A 14,394-nucleotide genomic window follows, 5' to 3' on the forward strand; every position below is an offset into this window, starting at 1 on the left:
GCAGGGGCAGAACTACAGGGAGGTCGGAAGGACGACCAGGGCCCAGGCGAGGATCGGGGCGACGAGGACGACGTAGCCGGTGTATTTGAATTGTGTGCGTTGGAATTTGTTGCGGTCGGGGACCTGGGCGTTGGCGAGGACCATGACGCCGTTGCTGGACAGTGGGCTCACGTCCACGATCGTTGCTGCGAAGATGACCGCCGCGACGAATCCGATGAGGCCGATGTCGCCGGCGAGGAGTAGCGGAGCCGCGAGTGGGAGGACGATGCCGATGGTGCCGATGGAGGACCCGACGGCGGAAAGGACGGCGACGGCGTAGCACAGGATCAGGGCTGTGAGCAGCGGCGAACTGAGTGAGGCCGCCGCATTGCCGAGGAAGTCGACGGTGCCGTTCTCGTTCAGCACGCTCATGTAGGTGAGCATTCCGGAGACCAGGAGGACCGCTGACCACTGCACGTTGTTGACAGCCGTTTTCAACTTGTTCGGTGCCAGGCAGAGCAGGATCGCCGAGATGACCATGGAGCAGACGCCGATGTCGAGTTGGAAGGCTGCACCGCCGACGAGGAGAGCGAGAATGCCGACGATTGTGGCGATCCGCATCGGGGTGAATCCAGTGGCTTCGAGTTCCTCGATCCTGCCGGGCGTGACCTTCGGTTGAGCGGATCCGGTGGTCGTGGCCGTTGTAGCTGTCCCCGGGCGGGTTGCGGTGGCGTTGCGGCCGGTCGGCGCTCCCGTGGTGACGAGTTGACCGCCCCGTGGCGGTGTTTCGGCCGTTTCGGCGGTGTCGGTGATGCTGTCGATGTCGATGTCGATGTCCTGTTCACCCGAATGCATCAGGTCGCGTCCGCGCACCAGGAAGATGGCGACGGCGAACAGGAAGTTCAGCCCGAGGGGGACTGCGTACAACACGAACGGGTTGTTGGGCAGGCCGGCGGATTGCAGCCAACCGTTGGTGAACGCGCCGTAGACGGTGACCGGGGAGAAGGCGGCGCCGAGCACGCCGTGGCTGATCATCATGCCCATCAGCAGCGGATCGATCTTGTAGCGCTTGGCGATCGGCATGGCGATGGGCGCGAGCATGCCGACGGCAAGCGTGGATCCCATGGTCATCAGGCCTGCGCCGAGGAAGAACATCAGCCACACAATGGCCCAGCGCTTGCCGCGGACGAGCCTGAGTGCTCCGCCGATCATCAAGTCCGCGGTGCCGTTGAGCTGTGCGATCCCGAACAGCAGGGTGATCCCGATGATGGCGATGACGATGTTGCCGGGGAAGAAGTCGAAGATGTCTTCGAGCGCGATTCCGGAGACCCAACCTCCGATCACGAAGGCGGCGGCGAATGCCAGGACCCCCATGTTGATCGGGGTCATGGTGGCGATCGCGAACAGCGCTACCAACGCCGCGATCGAGAGGAAATAGAGCATGGAGGTAACCCTTTCGGTGGTTGCTCGGTTTTCCGAGCACGCCTTCCGGTGACGAGCCGGGGCGGTGAGCCGACTGCGGGCGGCGTCGCGGTCGGGCCGGGCCCGTCGGGCGACGGCCCGCACCCGCCTATTGAAGGGTGATGGCTGTCACAGAAGCAACCCGCTTGGCGAAAATGCATCCAGATGCTCACCGTGGATCTTCGCCGCCGCGCGAAATGAAGCCAATGGCTCAGAATTAACCGCCTCTGTTGGTTCGATGCTCACCGGTCATGCGCTACCACGGCCAAAGGTCCGGATCAGCGCTCCTGGCGAAGCTTCTCCACGATGGGGATGGTTCGCGGCCAGATCCGCCGGCTCAACACGATCTCCGAGCGCGTCCGTAGGACCCCGTCGGTCCTCATGACCGCCTGGAGCACTTCCTCGAAGTGTGAGTTGTCCCGGGCGACGAAGCGGCACAGCAGATCTCCGTCACCGGAGACGGTGTTGGCTTCGATCAATTCCGGTATCGCGGTGAGGCGGTCGAGAGTGCGGTCGATCTCGCTCTGAGCGATGTGGACATGCACGAAGGCCATCACGGTGTACCCGAGGGGGGCGGGGTTGATCTGCGGGCGCCAGCTGACGATGACGCCCGTCTTCTCGAGTTTGGTGATCCGTGCCTGTGCCGTGTTGCGAGCGATGTTGAGCCTGCGGGAGTACTCGCGGACACCGGCACGGGGTTCTTCGACGATCAGCCGAAGGATGTCGAGATCAAGCTTGTCGAAGCCGTCCATTGCTACTCCTGTCGTAAGGGTCCGAAACTAGGCCGAATGCGCAGTCGGCACCGCTCTCGCCCACCTGTGTTGAGCATTTGGCAGCAAATTTCGGAGCTGTGTTTATCTCACGGTACATGTCTGCGTATGTTGTGGGTCACATCGAGTACCGCGGAGATCGGGGATCGATCGAACCCGCATTTCGCCGCCGGCCGAGAGCGGCACGGCTGTCCGGCCGGCGCGCTCTGGAGTAAATGGAAGGGACAGGCACTGAACATGGGCCACACGCTTGCGGAGAAGATCTGGAACAGCCATCTCGTGCGATCCGCCGAGGGTGAGCCGGATCTGATCTACATCGACCTGCACTTGCTGCACGAGGCAAACACCCCGCCCGCGTTCGCCGGACTACGAGCTGCGGGCCGCACAGTGCGCCGCCCCGAGCTGACCCTCGGCACGGTCGACCACAACAACCCGACCGATGACGAGTTGCGTGACCTTTCAAGCGCCACTGCCATCCGGCAGATCGACCATATGCAGAGAAACTGCCACGACTTCGACGTCGAGCTGTACACCCTCGGTGACCCCTTGCGGGGTATCGCACACGTCATCGGCCCCGAACTGGGTTTGACCCAGCCCGGCATGACGGTGGTGTGTTGTGATTCGCACACCAGCACCCACGGCGCCTTCGGAGCCCTCGCATTCGGTATCGGAACCAGCCAGGTCGAACACGTCCTCGCCACGCAGACACTGCCGATGACCCCGATGAAGAACATGCGCGTGGTCGTGGACGGGATGCTGCCCGCCGGTACCACCGCCAAGGATCTGATCCTGGCGATAATCGCGCAGATCGGCACCGCCGGAGGCCAGGGTCACGTCATCGAATACCAGGGTGAGGCGATCCGCGCGCTGTCGATGGAAGGTCGAATGACGGTGTGCAACATGACCATCGAAGCCGGGGCACGCGCAGGACTGATCGCACCCGACGAGGTCACCGTCGAGTATCTGCGGGGACGACCACACGTGCCGTCCGGTGCCGTCTTCGACGAGGAAGTCGACTACTGGCGCACCTTCTACTCCGACGACGACGCCGAGTTCGACAAGGAAGTGCACATCGACGCCTCCGCCGTCGCGCCGCGGGTGTCCTGGGGCACCAACCCTGCACAGTCGGTTCCGCTCGACGGCGTGGTGCCGGCACCCCATTCGTTCCTGGACCCCGTCGCCCGCGCGGCGGCGGAACGCGCGTTGACGTATATGGACCTCGCCCCCGGCACCGCCATGAGGGCGATCGAGATCGACGCCGTGTTCATCGGATCGTGCACCAACGGCCGGATCGAGGACCTGCGGGAAGTCGCGGCGGTGTGGCAGGGACGACGGATCGCTCCCGGCATCGAGGTCCTGGTGGTGCCGGGATCGGAAACGGTGCGCGCCCAGGCCGTCGCCGAAGGACTCGACGAGATCTTCACCGCGGCCGGGGCGTCGCTGCGCTCGTCGGGATGCTCGATGTGCGTGGCACTCAACGACGACCGGCTGCGTCCAGGTCAACGCGCAGCCTCGACGAACAACCGGAACTTCGAGGGCAGGCAAGGCCGCGGTGCGCGAACACATCTGGTGTCACCGGCGGTGGCGGCCGCCAGCGCTGTTACCGGCCGACTGACCTCTCCCACCGACCTCGAGGAGCGCTGACGATGGACAGTTTCACCGAGCACACCGGAATCGCCGCACCCCTGCGTCGCTCCGACGTCGACACGGACCAGATCTATCCGGTGGGCCTTTTCACCGGGGACTTCGACAACGGCCACGCGGACGCACTGTTCGGCGAATGGCGAGCCGACCAATCCGACTTCGTCCTCAACCAGCCCGAATACCGCGACGCGACCGTCTTGGTCGCGGGAACCGACTTCGGTACCGGGTCCTCGCGCGAATGGGCGGTCTGGGCCCTGCGGGACTACGGCTTCCGTGCCATCATCGCGCCCCGGTTCGGCGACATCTTCCGCGACAACTCGCTCAAGAACGGCCTGCTCACCGTGCAACTCCCCGCCGATGTGGTCGAACAGATCTGGGACAGCATCGAGGCCCGGCCCGGCACGGCCGTCACCGTCGATTTGGTGCAACTGCAGGTCCGTGTCGGCGAGGTGATCTACCCGTTCGAGCTGAACGAGAACGTTCGGTGGCGCCTGCTCAACGGCTACGACGACATCAGCCTGACCTTGGCGCAGGTCGCCGACATCGACATCTACGAAAGTACCCGGCGGAGCACCCTTCCCATCGCCCGCCGCATCACCCTCCAGGAGGCCCGCCGTGCCTGACCTCTCGACCGTCGAAGATCATCACCGCCGGCTGACCGGGACCGTTCCCGAATCGAAGATCCGCACCACCGAGATCCCGCGGTACGACACCGACTTCGCCACGAGGCTGCTCGCGATCCCCGACGTGTCCTCCGCCGTCGCGGACGCGCTCGATGAATTCGGTGGCGGCGCCGTGCTCGATTCCACCGCCCTGCAACCGCTGGCGGCGGGAGACACGCTCTGCGGACCGGCAGTAACCCTGCGCTATATCCCCCTGGGGGGCGACGTGAGCAGCGTCCGCGACAGTAAGTCCTGGAACGGCGCCGGGGACCGGGACGTGTACGGGCTCGGCCGCCCCGGCGACGTCGCGGTGATGGACTGCTCGAGCTCACGCGCGGGGGCGGTGATGGGCACATTGTCGGCTCGGTGGGCCCTCAAGGCCGGCATCGCCGGCTGCGTCGTCGACGGCGCGGTCCGTGACAGCGCCTCCATCCTCGACACCGGGTTACCGGTGTGGAGTGCCGCGCGCCGCCCCAACTCCGCTCGCTACCGGTACGAAGTCATCGAGCTCAACGGTCCGGTGTCCTTGTGCGGCTACCTGGTCCAGCCCGGGGACTACATCGTCGCGGACATCGACGGTGTCTGTGTGATCCCGTTCTTCGACGTCCCCGGGGTCGTCGAGTTCTGCGAGAACGCCAGCGCCACCGAAGCCGCCTTCATCGACCGGATCGACGCCGCCTCGTCCCTGGAAGAACTCGTCGCCGGCCTCGGTTCCGGTCACGCCCCGGCGTGACCGGGCGACACATCATCGAAGGAAACCACCTTGTCCTCCACCCTGCACAGCCCCGCCGCCACCTTCTCGCTCGACGACCGCTACGTTCTCGACGAGGGCACGATCTACCTGACCGGCATCCAGGCACTTGTCCGCACCCTGCGTGACCGGGCGATCCTCGATCGCCGCCGCGGGCACCGCACCGCCTCGTTCGTCTCCGGCTACGAGGGCTCGCCGCTGGCCGGTTACGACCTCGAAATCGGGCGCAAGCGCAAACTCCTCGACGGGTTCGACATCGTGCACCGCCCGGGGGTCAACGAGGAACTGGCAGCCACCTCCGTCCTGGGCACCCAGATGGTGCCCCAGGTCGGACGGATGCGGCCGGACGGAGTCACCGGCTACTGGTACGGAAAATCGCCCGGCCTCGACCGCGCCTCGGACGCCATCCGGCACGCCAACCTCATCGGCACCGACCCCCGAGGCGGCGCCGTCGCCCTGGTCGGTGACGACCCGGGTGGTAAATCGTCGAGCCTGGCCTGCGCCTCCGAAATCGCCATGGCCGATCTGTTGATGCCCACCCTCTACCCGGCCGACCCGCAGGAGGTACTGGACTACGGACTGCACGCACCGTTCCTGTCCCGGTTCACCGGACTCTGGTCGGGGCTCAAGTTCGTCACCGCCGTCGCCGACGGCGCCGGCACCGCGGTGGTGCACCCCGACCGAATCGACCCCAGCTTCGGAGACCTGGGACCGAGCACCTACGTACCCAGCGCGAAGCTCGCCGGCCCCAACCTGCTGACCCTCGAGCGCAGCCAGCTCTACGACCGCCTCCCGCGCGCCCTGGACTACGCGCGCATCAACCACCTCAACCGCATTGCCGCCGCCGGACCCGACGACCGCATCGGCATCGTCACCTCCGGCAAGACCTACCTCGACCTGCGCGAAGCCCTCACCGTACTCGGACTCGACGACACCGACCTGCGCCGCTTCGGCATCCGGATCCTCAAGCTCGGCATGATCTACCCGGTCGACCCGCAGATCGTGCACACCTTCGCCGACGGCCTCGACGAAATCATCGTCGTCGAGGAAAAGCGCGCCTTCATCGAGACCGCGGTCCGCGACATCCTCTACCCACGGGCGAACGCCCCCAGGGTGTTCGGCAAGACCGATCCCCACGGCAAGCCCCTGGTCAATGCCTTCGGCGAACTCGACGCCGATCTGATTGCCGGTGCTCTGGCCCGCCGCCTCGGCGACGAGTACGACATCGAACCGGTCCAGCGCTGGCGCGAGCGGGCCAAGACCTCACGGATCACGCTGCCGCTGCTGACCCGGACACCGTATTTCTGCTCTGGGTGCCCGCACAACTCGTCGACGAAGGTGGCCCCGGACAGCCTCGTCGGCGGCGGCATCGGCTGCCACGCCATGGTGTTGCTGATGGACGACAAACAGGTCGGCGATGTCATCGGCTTGACCCAGATGGGCGGCGAAGGCGCTCAATGGATCGGGATGGCCCCCTTCCTGGAAGAAAACCACCTGGTCCAGAACGTCGGCGACGGCACCTTCATGCACTCGGGCAGTCTGGCGCTGCGCGCCGCCGTCGCCTCCGGTGAGAACATCACCTACAAGCTGCTCTACAACGCCACCGTCGCCATGACCGGCGGCCAGGACCCGGTCGGCGCCATGCCACTCGACCGTCTCACCCGACTTCTCCTGGCCGAGGGCGTCCACAAGATCGTCGTCACCACCGAGGACCGTAACCGGGTCAAAGCCCTGAAGCTGCCCCGCGGGGTCGAGATCAGCGACCGCGACGACATGGTGCAGGTGCAGCAGGACCTCGCCGCCGTCTCCGGTGTCACGGTGCTCATCCACGACCAGGAATGCGCAGCAGAGAAACGCCGTAAACGTAAGCGCGGCACAATCGACACCCCCACCACGCGGGTGATGATCAACGAACGCATCTGTGAAGGATGCGGAGACTGCGGCGAGAAGTCGAACTGCTTGTCCGTGCACCCCGTCGACACCGAGTTCGGCCGCAAGACCGCCATCCACCAATCCTCCTGCAACCTCGACTACTCGTGCCTGAAAGGTGATTGCCCCTCGTTCGTGACGGTCACTCCCGGTCCCGCCGAGCAGCGCACCCCCGTACCTGACATCGCACCCGGCCTGGTTCCGGAGCCGGCACTTGCGCCGGTCGGGTCCGAATTCGGAATGCGGCTTCTCGGTGTCGGCGGCACCGGCGTCGTCACCGTCTCGCAGATCCTCGCTACTGCCGCAGTGCTCGACGGCAAGTTCGTGCGCAGCCTCGACCAGACCGGTCTCGCGCAGAAGGGCGGCGCCGTCATCTCCGACCTCAAGCTCAGCGACCGCGCCTTCGAAACAGGATCGAAGATCGGTCAGGGCCGGTGCGATCTGTACCTGGCCTGCGACTCCCTCGTCGGAACCGACCCGACCAATCTGAAGGTCGCCAACCCCGACAGCACCATCGCAGTCGTCTCCACCACCGAGATCCCCACCGGGCAGATGGTGGTCGACACCACGGTGCACTTCCCCGAGTTGAGCACGATCCGCACCGCCATCGACAGCGCCACCCACCGGTCCGTCTACCTCGACCCGGCCGGCCTGTCGCGGGATCTGTTCGACGACGAGCAGTACACCAACATGCTCCTCGTCGGTGCGGCCTACCAGACCGGTGTCCTCCCGATCTCCGCCGACGCCATCGAGCGGGCGATCACCCTCAACGGTGCCGCAGTCCACACCAACGTGCAGGCCTTTCGCCGTGGCCGCCAGGCCGTTGCCGACCCGGCCGCCCTGACCGCCGCCATCGAGAGCACCCGGCGCGCCGTCTACACCCCGCCGGCGCCGTCACCTCGAGCACTCCAGATTGCGGCCACCGTCGCTGCTGCCGATGACTCCGAGCTGGCGCGACTCGTGTCCCTGCGGACCGCGGACCTGATCGACTACCAGGACGCGTCCTACGCGCAGCAGTACGCCACCTTCGTCGAACACGTGCGCGCGCAGGAGACCACGCTGATCGGCGGATCCACCGCGCTGACCGAAACCGTGGCCCAGCACCTGCACAAATTGATGGCCTACAAGGACGAGTACGAGGTCGCGCGCCTTGCCCTCGACCCCGCCTTCGACGCCGCGGTCACCGATGCCTTCGGCCGCAGCGCGAAACGGTCGGTGCGCCTGCACCCGCCGATGCTGCGCGCGATGGGCATGAAGAACAAGCTCTCCCTCGGCTCCTGGGTCAATCCCGGCTTCAAGACCTTGCACCGGCTGCGGCGAGTCCGCGGCACCAAACTGGACGTCTTCGGCTACCACCACATCCGCAAGATGGAACGCGAACTCATCGTCGAATACCGCCAGATCATCGAGCGGCTCCTCGTCGACCTGACCGCAGCATCACTGCCTGCCGCCGTCGAGATCGCCGCCCTGCCCGACATGATCCGCGGCTACGAGCAGATCAAGGTCGGCAACGTCCACAGCTATCACGACACCCTGACAGGGCAGCTCGCCGAATACCCACACCAGTCCGCCGCCGCCGAGCTCGCCAGCTGAGCCTCACGTGCCGCGACCGCGACGACGGTCCCCGCCGAGCAGGCAGGCGAACACGGCGCAGCTTGTGGGCAGCCGTCTCGGCCGAATCCTGAGTTACGGTGAACACTGACTCGCCGAGGGGGCAAAGTGGTCAAGGACGGTGCTCGCAGATGGCGCGACAGCAGATGGTTCGACGTTGTCGTCATCCTCTCGACCATCGCCGCCGGAACCGTGGTGGCCGGCCTGCTGAACGACCCGGGGCCCAATGAGCACACCACCGACGGCGCGTACACCTACGCTTTCGAACCCGCGCCGTACCCGGCGCGGATACCGGGGTGCGATGTAGTCGAACCGCCCTCGGACCCTAAACGCGTCAACTTCGCCACCGTCGGGCCCGGCGAGTACGACAACCCGAAATATCCATGGTTCTCGGGGGCTAAGGCCGCGGCGATGACACAGGCCACCGTCGATGCACTCCCGGACTCGGTGGAGCTGGTCTTCGCCAGCCCACGCCAGTCCCTACAGTTCGAGCCGATCACCGATGTCGACCCCGCCAACTTCCCACAGGAGGAGGATGCAGACCTGTTCAACGGGTCGACAAACGCCCGCGGCTCGCTGGTCCGAGACGGACACGTCGGAACCTTGACCGTCGATGTCCAGGCCTGGAACCGTCCCGTCCTGCCGTGCGTGACAGGAGCGCTGGATCGACGCGACACCCGCCCGGACGGCACGGTGCTCGACACGCTGGACACCTGGTACGAGATCAACGGCGTCCGCACACTCGAACGCACTGTCGACGCGTACCTTCCCGACGGCACCCGGATCGTGGCCACGGCCAACGACGCCGACAACACCGACCCGAGGGCAGGCAGCCGCCACAGCGGACAGATCCCGTTGACCCTCGACGAGCTGACCGCGATCGCCACCACCCCCTCCCTGGCGGTCACGGCACCCGTCATCCCGGCCGTGCCACTGATGCCGTCCTGCGGGGCCTTCACCGATTGGAACGGCCCGGAGCTGACCCGGGACAAGGTGACCCGGCTCGACCAGGCACTCGAAGCCCGGTGGGCGAGCATGCCCGGCAACAACGACCTCACCCTGGATCGGCCGATCGGATCACTCCGCTTGACCGACGCCGGAAAAGACAACGTCTGCGAGGTGCTCACCGTGACATCGGCCACCGGGGCCGCCGGGCGCCTCGACATCGTCGTCGTCAGCGGTCAACCCGCGTCCTCGCGCCAGGACGAGTACCTGAACGAGATCGACCCGAACCGCATCACGACTGTGTCAAAAGAAGGGTCCACCCTCACCCGCGGGTTCTACCCCGCGCACGGCAGCGCCTACTTCTCGATCACCCGTCCCTCCACCCAACAGATCATCATCAGCACCACCCCCATCAAGGGTTCCACCGTCCCGATCACGTTGGAACAGATCGAATACCTCGCCACCGCAACCGAACTCGACCTGAGCTGATAACCCGTCGGAACGGGATTCGCACACACCGTGGCAGCCAATGCGACCGGCTGACCACGACCGTCGGTTTCGTTCCCTGACGCGTCGGAAGACGGATGCCGGCGGACAAGCCAGCTGGAGAATTGAGCCGGTGAACAGGGCATACGAATCCAACGCCCCGCAATTTCACCGAACTCGAGTTGACTAGCTGGTGGGCGCTCAGCGAGTACGCTAACACTGCAACAGGGGTCGCGACAGGTCCCACATTGGAGGGCACACCATGCGGTGGGTTTCGCTTCCTCGTTCGTCCTTCGCCTGGACTGCGGCGTCCGTGGCCATCCTCGCTGCACCGCTCGGCTCGTCCGCTGCGGCGACCGCGAACCCGCCGCCGGTCCCGGCGACGACAACGATGTTTCAGGCCCCGGTGACGTTCGTTTCTGCTTGTAGCACAGTGGGATTCAGATGCTGGGTACCGTACCTGCTGGCAACCGTGACTCCGTCCGCAACAACCGGTGCACCCGGCATGGTGACTTTGGCGGCAGAGCCCTCGAACACAATCGCGATCACCACGCTCGACTGTATCGACGTATCGGTGAACTGGCGAAACCTGACCACCGGCGCCACCGGCACCACCGTGCTCCGAGCCGAGCGGCCCGTCGACTTCAGTCGCCCCATCGCGCCGGACGAGAGGTGCCGATATACCCCGGCGACAGTGGGCACCGGCAGCGGAACAGTCGTCGCGACCGCCGATGTCAACGCCCACGTCCTGCCGCCCGCGAGCGACCGATGGCCTCAAGTACCGGTCAACCCTGGGTTCGGATCCTTCCCGGTTCCCTAGAGCGAGTCGACATTGTGTGTGGGTCGGTAGCAGCTCACTCCGGACGATCCCCACGTGGTTTCCGGCGCGTAGTACACGGCGAGTTTCCCTGCTACGTACCGCATTCGTACCTGCCGGGCGCCGACGGTATCTACTGGATTCGTAGACGAGGATGAGCCCACAAAACCGCTTCTACCAGGACTGACGACACGTCCCTCCCGACGAGAGTGCCCCGCATCGACATCGATGCGGGGCACTTGGCTCAGAGGGGACAGCAGAGGCTGCCGACGGTTAGCCGCGAGAGAGTCCGGGCTGAATCTGGATCTGCCCCGGGTTGGCCTTGGTCTTGCCGACCGTCCATTCGCCGTCCGCACCGCACACCAGGGCACCATTGCGATCACCGGGCTTGCCGTACGTCACCGTCTCGTTGCCCTGCGAGTCCGTGTTCACGATCGGACACGGCCCACCGGTGGGACCGTTCGGACCGATCGGCTCGGCCTGAGCGACGGACGCCGCCCCGACGGCACCCAGGACCGAAAAGGCAGTGAAGGCGATAGCGGCAACGGTTCGGCGGGCGTTGATCATTCATTCGCTCCTGAGGATGTCGGGGAAGTGCGTCGGTGACAGGTACAACTCTGCCCATTCCAGCGCCCGAACTGAAGCAACCCCAGGGGTCCGTTCGCCCACCCCAGGGAGGGAAACACCCCACCCCAACACGATGTAGAAGCTGACCGGTCGATATTGAATCCGGATATACCGAGCCGGGCATTCACACCCCGCTACCGTGTCCGGGTATGGGGACCGCCTTCCACGGTCCGAGTCCGTGGCCGCACATCACCCGCGCGATCCGTACGCGCGGGCCCCGGCATGCCGCGATCGCCCACCTCGGCCAGGACGCGCCCACCCTGCCGCTGCGCGCCGGGGACGTCCTCGTCGTCAACGCCTCCCGCGCAGCCGTACGGGCGCCCTGACCTCCCCTATTGTGCTCGCGTACTACGCGGACGCCGGGGTTCGGGTGCTGTCTTCGCCGAACCTGCACGCCAATGTCATCGCCACCGACCGGCGGGCAGTCATCGGCTCCGCCAACGCCTCCCACGGCTCCGCCCTCCCGAGCGCCAGGCGGACGGGGTCCGGCCCTGACCCCGAGTGCGGTCGGGTCGAAACGGCGGCATCCGAGGTCGCTGCTTATACACGACATGTTCCGGGCGCGGCCGGCAGATCGAAAGCCGGGCGCCAGGCAGACCCGTCGCTCACAGATGGAATGCGGATTCGGCAGGACGAAGTGGTTACGTCACCTTGACGCTCCCGGTGAAGAAGAACGGGGCCACACTGCCGAAGCAGAAGACGGTCACATTGGACCCCGACGCAAAACCGCCGATCCTTCCGACGCCGGCTTTGAATCCGAAATTCGAGTCAAGTGCAAAGCAATTCCAGCTCTCCCCCGGCGGTACCGCAATGCTGATCTCGCCTGTACCGCCCGCGGTGACAGTAGGTGCCGCCGTTGCGGTGCCGGCCCCCACGAGCATCACGGGGGCGATGACGGCTGAGGCAACAGCTGTGCGCAACGCGATCTTGTTCATCGTGCTCACCTTCGATTCTGAAAAAGTCCCGACTCGGATAGGGAACGGTGACGCCGACCCCACCAGGGAAGCCACGATCGGATCCACCGCCTACTTCGCATATCGCATCAACACCCGAGAAGTTTCACCAATACGACAATCTTCTCGAAGTCGAAACTTGAACAACCGACCAATTCAAATGGACAAGTAATCTAATTCCGACGGTTTCTGATTGAACGGGCTCGAGCAAGTACCTAATTTATTTCGCGAGCCACATTCCGACGTGTCGGCTGCCAGCCTCGGCGGCAAGCCGCTGCTCGGTAGTGCAGCACGTCATCGAGTCATCGTGTGCTGCTGCCGAATATAGGCCCGTGGGAAGTCGTGCGTTTCCACGTAGCAGGCACGTCTGGCCACCACCGGTGAGCCCCCAGCCTGTGGAACGTGTCTGCTGCCCGAGCGACCGGACGCTCTAGGAGGTAGTACCGGACGCCCCGACAGCCTGGCGGTTGGGCCGAAACGCGCACCCCGGGAGGCACACTCAACATCAGTCGGGATTGGCCGACGACGGCCCGATACCCTTCGCGGCGGATCCCGGAGGTCCCTGCCCCGAACACTCGACACCAGTCGCGATCGGAGAGCCTACTTGGCAACCACGCTGCCGCCGGGGTCGACGTTTTGGGGAGCGACGCTCCGTTACTGGGAATTCTTCCCGGCGACCGCGGTCGCCGGGTGCACGGCAACCAACCCGAGGCCCGCCCTGCGCTTGCAAAGCTTCGCCAACTCGGCGTACGCGGCCTTGCCGAGCAACTCGGTCAGCTCCGGCGCATACGACTGCCACACCGGTTTAGCGCCGACGTGCGCGTCCGGCGAGCCGGAGCAGTACCAGTCCAGATCCGCGCCGCCCTCACCCCACCCGCGCCGGTCGTACTCGCTGATCGTCGTCTTCAGGACCTGCTCGCCGTCGGGTCGCTCCACCCATTCCTGAGTGCGCCGGATCGGCAGCTGCCAGCACACGTCCGGCTTCACCTCGAGCGGCTCGATGCCGCGCTCGAGTGCCATCGAGTGCAGCGCGCACCCGATGCCACCCTCGAAGCCGGGACGGTTGAGGAAGATGCATGCACCCTTGTAGCGGCGGGTCCGCAGCGCCGGCTCGTCGTCGAGCTCGTCCTCCTCGATGTACCCCTTCTTCCCGAGACCCTGCCTCCTGAACTGCCAGTCCTCGGGTCTGAGCAGCTTCACCGACTCGTGCAACCTCTCGACATCCTCCTCGTCCGAGAAGAACGCGCCGTGCGAGCAACAGCCGTCGTCGGGTCGGCCCGCGATGATGCCCTGGCAGGCCGGGGTGCCGAACACGCAGGTCCAGTGCGAGAGAAGCCACGTCATGTCCGCGGCGATGAGATGCTCGGCGTCGTCGGGATCGAGGAACTCCACCCACTCCCGAGCGAAGTCGAGCCCAACCTCGGGGCTCGGTGTCATCTTGTCCGACGGCACCGGAATACCTGCTGCCACAAACCCCCACGGTAGCCGACCCCCATAACAACCAAGGACTGATCCGGTCCCCGTCCGAGAGCAAATAACGCACCACAGCGGTGATATGCCGACGATCAACCCCAGTCCCGGCGCCGCACATCGGAAGCGACGGTGAGCGGCATGGCCCAAGACGCCCGGCACCCGGTCAGCCCGCGACGACCGTTCCAAGAGCCCGCGGGGCGCGACTACCCCATGTGGAAGCGCAACTCCCCCAGTGTGTCCTCGCCCGACCCAGGGTAGGCCGATGGTCATCGGAGCCAGGGTGTGG

11 protein-coding genes and 1 pseudogene are annotated in these 14,394 nt (G+C 65.8%); 6 read left to right on the forward strand and 6 right to left on the reverse strand.

What is annotated here, in order from left to right:
* Positions 1-12: 12 nt before the first annotated feature.
* Both ACLIVD_RS22895 and ACLIVD_RS22900 read right to left on the reverse strand, forming a co-directional pair.
* On the reverse strand, positions 13-1,422 hold the full coding sequence (locus ACLIVD_RS22895) for an SLC13 family permease (protein WP_283335116.1): 1,410 nt from the start codon (positions 1,420-1,422) through the stop codon (positions 13-15).
* 296 nt (positions 1,423-1,718) lie between these two features.
* On the reverse strand, positions 1,719-2,192 hold the full coding sequence (locus ACLIVD_RS22900) for an Lrp/AsnC family transcriptional regulator (RefSeq protein WP_283335117.1): 474 nt from the start codon (positions 2,190-2,192) through the stop codon (positions 1,719-1,721).
* A gap of 255 nt (positions 2,193-2,447) precedes the next feature.
* Here ACLIVD_RS22900 and leuC point away from each other — a divergent pair, with 255 nt between their 5' ends.
* From leuC to ACLIVD_RS22925, 5 genes are all read left to right on the forward strand, one after another.
* A complete protein-coding gene (gene leuC / locus ACLIVD_RS22905) occupies positions 2,448-3,854 on the forward strand; it encodes a 3-isopropylmalate dehydratase large subunit (RefSeq protein WP_283335118.1) in 1,407 nt (468 codons plus the stop codon).
* Between the two features lie 2 nt (positions 3,855-3,856).
* Positions 3,857-4,477 (forward strand): 3-isopropylmalate dehydratase small subunit, encoded by a 621-nt coding sequence (gene leuD, locus ACLIVD_RS22910; RefSeq protein WP_491930721.1) that lies wholly within the window; start codon positions 3,857-3,859, stop codon positions 4,475-4,477.
* A complete protein-coding gene (locus ACLIVD_RS22915) occupies positions 4,470-5,249 on the forward strand; it encodes an RraA family protein (protein WP_491930722.1) in 780 nt (259 codons plus the stop codon). Before leuD ends, ACLIVD_RS22915 begins: the two co-directional genes overlap by 8 nt.
* A gap of 30 nt (positions 5,250-5,279) precedes the next feature.
* Entirely contained in the window at positions 5,280-8,789 is a 3,510-nt protein-coding gene (locus ACLIVD_RS22920; protein WP_491930723.1) for an indolepyruvate ferredoxin oxidoreductase family protein, read from the forward strand.
* Positions 8,790-8,915: 126 nt separating this feature from the next.
* Positions 8,916-10,241: a hypothetical protein gene (locus ACLIVD_RS22925; RefSeq protein ID WP_283351830.1), complete on the forward strand. Its 1,326-nt coding sequence runs from the start codon at positions 8,916-8,918 to the stop codon at positions 10,239-10,241.
* Between the two features lie 393 nt (positions 10,242-10,634).
* Here ACLIVD_RS22925 and ACLIVD_RS22930 read toward each other — a convergent pair whose 3' ends face one another.
* On the reverse strand, positions 10,635-10,976 hold the full coding sequence (locus ACLIVD_RS22930) for a hypothetical protein (RefSeq protein ID WP_283335122.1): 342 nt from the start codon (positions 10,974-10,976) through the stop codon (positions 10,635-10,637).
* Between the two features lie 352 nt (positions 10,977-11,328).
* On the reverse strand, positions 11,329-11,622 hold the full coding sequence (locus ACLIVD_RS22935) for a hypothetical protein (protein WP_105422014.1): 294 nt from the start codon (positions 11,620-11,622) through the stop codon (positions 11,329-11,331).
* Between the two features lie 209 nt (positions 11,623-11,831).
* Here ACLIVD_RS22935 and ACLIVD_RS22940 point away from each other — a divergent pair.
* Positions 11,832-12,145: pseudogene (locus tag ACLIVD_RS22940) on the forward strand (phospholipase D-like domain-containing protein); the annotation flags it as partial.
* A gap of 178 nt (positions 12,146-12,323) precedes the next feature.
* Here the strand turns inward: ACLIVD_RS22940 and ACLIVD_RS22945 are convergent.
* A complete protein-coding gene (locus ACLIVD_RS22945) occupies positions 12,324-12,617 on the reverse strand; it encodes a hypothetical protein (protein WP_283351829.1) in 294 nt (97 codons plus the stop codon).
* A 672-nt stretch (positions 12,618-13,289) separates the two neighbouring features.
* A complete protein-coding gene (locus tag ACLIVD_RS22950) occupies positions 13,290-14,072 on the reverse strand; it encodes a DUF3109 family protein (RefSeq protein WP_283352165.1) in 783 nt (260 codons plus the stop codon).
* Between the last annotated feature and the right edge of the window lie 322 nt (positions 14,073-14,394).

Source organism: Rhodococcus sp. G6(2025), from assembly GCF_058628105.1.